The sequence below is a fragment of the Marinilabiliales bacterium genome (assembly GCA_007695015.1).
Taxonomy (GTDB): domain Bacteria; phylum Bacteroidota; class Bacteroidia; order Bacteroidales; family PUMT01; genus PXAP01.
In genome coordinates, this window is sequence record REEN01000006.1 from 1 (window position 1) to 4640 (window position 4640).

Genomic DNA, 4640 nt, shown 5'->3' on the forward strand with positions numbered 1-4640 from the left:
CTTTTAGTTGGAGTTTGTAAAATTGTTTTTATTTTTGCATAAAAAAGAGCGAAATAATGCACTTTGAAGAATTGATTAAAATAATAAAAGAGCGCCGGGATACTTTGAAAGTCACGCAGGAATCCCTGGCTCAATTATCTGGTGTTGGCTTAAGAACCTTGAAGCAGTTTGAAAGTGGAAAAGGAAATCCTACACTACAGACATTACAAAAGATTGCAGATGTATTGGGACTGGAGGTTAGTTTAAAAGTTAAAAATATATCCCGTAAATAATGAGAAAGGCAAAGATCCTGTATAAGGATGAAGAAGCAGGAGTCTTAACTCAGCATGATGATGGCTCATTTTCATTCAAATATAATGACGCCTGGTTTGCTGACAACAGCAAGCCGGGCATCAGTCTTACCTTGCCTAAAAGTAAGCAGGAGTTCCATTCAGAGTTTCTGTTTCCGTTCTTTTATAACATGCTTCCCGAAGGGTCTAACAAACAGGTTGTTTGTAAACTAACCAGAATAGACCAGACAGATTATTTCGGGTTACTCATGACGACCGCGAAATATGATAGCATTGGTGCCATTCGGGTTCTTAAAACAGAATAATGGTGAGTTTACCTGAAATATCATATTGTCCCGGCACTTTAGCAAAAGGTTTTACGACATATAGCAGGACTTGTTTAAAAAGAGTCTTTCGGGGTAAATCCGTAAATCATGTATTGCCTTATGATTCATCAGAAACGGATCCTGAAACGGAGGAACTTTTTGAACAAAACCGAATGCGCGTCTCTATCTCCGGCGTGCAGGAAAAATTCTCTGTATTGCTTGAAAAGAACAAGCTAAGACTAATAGATGAAGGCGAGCGCGGGACATATATTCTAAAGCCGGTTCCTGATGCCGGAAAGAATTCCGGCCAGATGCCGGCCAACGAGCATCTTACAATGCAAATTGCACGTCAGGTATATGGAATAGAAACTGCAGAAAATGCATTAATCTTCTTTAAAAACGGCTCTCCTGCCTATATAACCAGGCGTTTTGATGTTAAGGAAGATGGCACAAAACTCGCCCAGGATGATTTTGCTTCCTTAGCGGGCAGAACGCCACAAACGCATGGCGAACATTACAAGTATTCAGGAAGTTACCTGGATTTATTTCAATTAATGCAGGCTCATTTATCTGCATACAAAATTGAATCAACCAAGCTGCTTAAGATGCTTATTTTTAATTATCTGTTTTCAAATGGGGATGCTCACTTTAAAAATTTTTCCATTCTTGAAACACCTATGGGAGATTACAGATTGAGTCCTGCATACGACCTTTTAAATAGCCGGATTCATATTGACGATAAAGATTTTGCACTGGACGACGGGTTATTGCCCGGGAATTTGGCCCGGGGGAAAACCAGAATGCAGTTTTCCAGACTTGCAGAAAATGCAGAAATAGGTGAGAATATTTTTAACGATATCATGTCGCTGATGCTGTCAAAATCCGATATTGTCGAAAAAATGATAACAGCCTCATTTCTTAACGCTTCAACCAAAAGAAACTATTGGCAGTCTTATTGTGGACGCTTGAAGCAATTATCAAAGGTTTAAAGTTCATAATTATCCCAACCTTCCCATACTGGTTGTTTGTGAAATTATTCGTATCCCGGTTTTAATTTCTGGCAAAGAATTGCTACTTTTATATTGTGATTTATTCAAGTAGTTGTTGTTTAATTACTTGTGTTGTTTATTATTGCATCAATAAAAATAACACAGCCATGAGAAAACTAACAATCAGCCTGGTAGCGCTGTTACTTTTAACCTCCAACAGCTTGTTTTCGCAGGAGAGGGATGCCTTGAGGGCATCGAGAATGAGCTTCCGTTCCGCCGAAAGGCATTTCAGTAATGAAGATTATCGACAGGCATCACAGGAGTATCTGATCGTTGTCAACCTGATACCTGCTGATACCGATTCGCGAAGGGACCTGAACAACAGGCTTGAGTCGCTTATCCGGCTTACCGATATATATCTTAACAGGAGTGTTGAATTTGCCAGGGGTTGTGAATACCTGAACCAGTACCTGGAAGACATGCCGGTTGTCAGGGCTTCGGGCGTGCTGAGAGCCTCGGAGCTGGTGGATTTCGCCCGCAAGGAACAGGAATACATTGAAAAAAAGAGTTCAGTGTGCGAGAGGTTCGAGCAATCTGAACCTGATATAGAGAGAATGAGAAAAGAACTTGAGCAGGAGATTAAATGACATCTGATGCCAAATTAAATCCCCTTTCAATGGATCATTTTTACAAAGTTTTTGCATTTACTGTTACACCTGCTTTTTCACTTACCGGGTTATACCCCCCTTCAATGAAAAAATACTGCAGAACCATTACGCTTATTGCTGCTTCTCTTTTTGCAATTGCGATATTCTCTCCCGCGACCATCAACGCCCAGCACTTTTCCGGCTTTGATGCACGCCGGATGGGCGACAACCTTACCCTGACCTATTCAATCGAGGGAGAGCAGGTAGGCCAGATGTTCAGTGTAACGCCGTATTATTCGGCCGATGACGGTGCAACCTGGCAGCAGCTCAGAACCACATGGGGAAATGTTGGCCCGTCGGTGACAGGCGGCAGCGGCCGGACCCTTGTATGGGATGTACTTGAAGACACGGGGGGATTGAATGGAGATATACTGTTCAGGCTAAGCGCTGAGCCCTCTGAGGTGCAAAATCCTGCTGAAGAGTCCGGCGATTTCCTGTTCGAGCTGCAAAGCCTGCACAGGCTGTCAGAAAGCCAGGTTGAAGCAGTGCTTAACGTGACCAATAACGGTGAGCAGCGGGACCTGAAGATCTTTAACCGCATGGTGTCGGTTACCGGTTTCAACGGCCGCAGGTATGAGGCACAATGGGGCAGGGTGGGAGATGTTACCGGCCCCCAGCGCTACCATGCTCCCCAGAAGACCATGCGCACAGGCGAGTCGGTTACCGCCGTTTTCCGTTTCGATCGTATTCCCGGCGACCTTGACCGGGTCATGAGGCTTGATCTCGGGGTTGAACTGCTCACCATAACCTTTGGGGTTGACCTGGAAACAGGGCACATGCAGTTCCGCGACCTGCCCGTTACACCGGCACCGGCAGAAGACCCTTCCCGGTTGACGGCCTCGGGTTTTGAGGCCACGCTCACCGCCTTTGTTGACATAGAGCCCGAATACATTGAAGATAACACCCCGCCGGCACTCACGATCACCTCACCCGCCCCCGGCGATTTTACTGACAACCTGTTGAGAATAAACGAAGGCATACTGCTTGTTGAAGGGGTGGCAGAAGATGAGAGCGGCATCTCGATGGTCACTGTCAACGGGCATGATGCCAGTGCCGGCCCTGACGGTACATTCGCATATAACCTCAATGTCAGCGCCGGCTACAACGAGGTGGTCGTTCGCGCTATCGACACCAGGTTCAACAGCATTGAGAAAAGGCTGGATGTGTATTATGATGCCCCTTCCGGGGAAGAGCGCGTTTCCGGGTTTGAAGAGCTTGAGAAGGTAATCACTTCGGGCCGGCCGCCCAGATACTTTGCCTTTATCGTAGGGGTCGAGGAGTACCCTGACCCCTGGATCCTGCCGCTTTACAAACCCATCTATGATGCACGTAAACTGGCTGATGTGCTTACCGAACATTACCTGTTTGACGAGGAGAACGTAATCCTGATGGAGAATCCCACCCGGGCTGATATGATCGACGAGCTCGACAGGTTTACCCGTCGCATAACCGAAGACGACAACCTGCTTATCTTCTTTGCAGGGCACGGGTATTTTGACATGGATACCGAACTTGGTTACTGGCTGCCGAATGACGCCACCGGCCAGAGCACCGCCAACTGGATGGCGAACAGCCAGATCAGGGATTACATTGGCGCCATCAAAAGCAACCACACCCTGTTGATATCCGATGCCTGTTTTGCCGGAGGCATCTTCCAGGTGCGCGGCGCGTTCCCTGACACCCCCTCGAATGTTGACCGTTTTTATACGAGTCCGAGTCGCAAGGCGATGACAAGCGGCAACCTGACAGAGGTGCCAGATGAAAGCATTTTCCTGCGTTATCTTGTGCAAAGGCTGGAAGAGAATACAAGGAGCTTTATCCTTGCAGAGGAACTTTTCAGCAGTTTCAAAACAATTGTAACGAGCCAGACATCAACGATCCCACGGTACGGCGATATAAAGGGGACGGGAGACCAGGGCGGAGATTTTGTCTTTATCCGAAGGGAGAGGTGATCTGCCAGGTTGCAGGGGCATTGAATAATTATGAAGAACTGTTTGAAATATAAGATTTTTACATTAATAGAGGAAAATTTAAATCATACGGGCGATATATTGCAGGACAGGACATGAAAAATTTCTCACGGTTAACGTTCACCGCACTTCTCACCGCAGCAAACTTCTTAATTGCACCAGGAAACCTGTTTTCACAGGTGGCTGATTCCATTACCGACATCCGCGACGGACGGAAGTACCATGCTGTGCAGATCGGTGACCAGCTATGGTTAAAGCAGAACCTGAGGGCAGACAGGTACCTTAACAACGATCCGATACCCACCGGGCTGGATAACACTCAATGGGCTGAAACTACAGAAGGTGCTTTTGCAATTTATCCGCACACAAGCATCGATGG

6 protein-coding genes are annotated in these 4640 nt (G+C 46.4%); all 6 read left to right on the top strand.

All coding sequences use genetic code 11. The features are described 5' to 3' along the window. The first annotated feature begins 56 nt into the window (after positions 1–56). Positions 57–272, top strand: coding sequence for an XRE family transcriptional regulator (locus EA408_00095; GenBank protein ID TVR75616.1), 216 nt, complete (start codon positions 57–59; stop codon positions 270–272). Further along, on the top strand, positions 272–595 hold the full coding sequence (locus tag EA408_00100) for a phosphatidylinositol kinase (protein ID TVR75617.1): 324 nt from the start codon (positions 272–274) through the stop codon (positions 593–595). Before EA408_00095 ends, EA408_00100 begins: the two co-directional genes overlap by 1 nt. Positions 596–597: 2 nt before the next feature. Further along, positions 598–1584: a type II toxin-antitoxin system HipA family toxin gene (locus EA408_00105; GenBank protein ID TVR75621.1), complete on the top strand. Its 987-nt coding sequence runs from the start codon at positions 598–600 to the stop codon at positions 1582–1584. A gap of 221 nt (positions 1585–1805) precedes the next feature. After that, positions 1806–2231: a hypothetical protein gene (locus EA408_00110; protein TVR75618.1), complete on the top strand. Its 426-nt coding sequence runs from the start codon at positions 1806–1808 to the stop codon at positions 2229–2231. Beyond that, positions 2228–4243, top strand: coding sequence for a caspase family protein (locus EA408_00115; GenBank protein ID TVR75619.1), 2016 nt, complete (start codon positions 2228–2230; stop codon positions 4241–4243). The genes EA408_00110 and EA408_00115 overlap by 4 nt, the downstream gene beginning before the upstream one ends. Positions 4244–4356: 113 nt before the next feature. Next, the coding region (locus EA408_00120; protein ID TVR75620.1) for a hypothetical protein at positions 4357–4640 on the top strand (284 nt) is incomplete at its 3' end.

What these genes read in the sequence shown, in the direction of transcription:
- EA408_00115 (TVR75619.1), top strand. Translation starts at nt 2,228, where the DNA reads ATGACATCTGATGCCAAATTAAATCCCCTTTCAATGGATCATTTTTAC.
- EA408_00095 (TVR75616.1), top strand. Translation starts at nt 57, where the DNA reads ATGCACTTTGAAGAATTGATTAAAATAATAAAAGAGCGCCGGGATACT.
- EA408_00100 (TVR75617.1), top strand. Translation starts at nt 272, where the DNA reads ATGAGAAAGGCAAAGATCCTGTATAAGGATGAAGAAGCAGGAGTCTTA.